At 28.9% G+C, this 516-nt stretch carries 1 protein-coding gene; it reads right to left on the bottom strand.

Going from position 1 to position 516, the window contains the following annotated elements; translation table 11 throughout:
• Window positions 1-432: ATP-dependent zinc protease family protein (locus tag ABEA81_RS42480; protein ID WP_345613752.1), on the bottom strand; the 432-nt coding region annotated here is incomplete at its 3' end.
• Window positions 433-516 lie beyond the last annotated feature (84 nt).

Here is a 516-nt window from a genome sequence, read left to right as displayed (position 1 = left end):
ATATTCATGGTGTGTTTTGTATAAATAAGAAACGTAATCTAAATCTACATCAACTATAAATTTTTGTTTTAAAAATTGTCTGCCTATCAGTACAGGGAATTTCATGTCGTCTCTAGTGCTTAAAGTTAAGTTAATCTTGTAATTTTTTCCAAAAAAGACCACTTCCGATTTTACTTTGTATCGGTTTTCTTTGTAGCGGTTACTGCTTTTTACATTGGTTTTGGTGTAAGTATGAAAAATGATTTCTGTTTTTCCGAAGTTTTGGTGAACATCGCTATTGAAAATACATCTTAAACTGTCATTTTCTATGATGATTTCAGAACAATGAATGGCCGATGTATAAGCACCGGTATCAATTTTCACATCAATGTTAAACAAACCTAATTTTGGGAAGTCGATTTTATCAACCCGACCAATAATTTTTTTACTCATTACTCATTTAAAAGTGGTGCAAGTTAGGAAATAGTCAATTGAAAAAACAATATTATTATAAAACATTAACTATTAAATAATTAC

This window comes from Pseudonocardia adelaidensis, from assembly GCF_039543345.1.
In the GTDB taxonomy this organism is placed as follows: domain Bacteria; phylum Actinomycetota; class Actinomycetes; order Mycobacteriales; family Pseudonocardiaceae; genus Pseudonocardia; species Pseudonocardia adelaidensis.
Note: the sequence above shows the minus strand (reverse complement) of the source record. Positions and strands in the feature narration are given on the sequence as shown.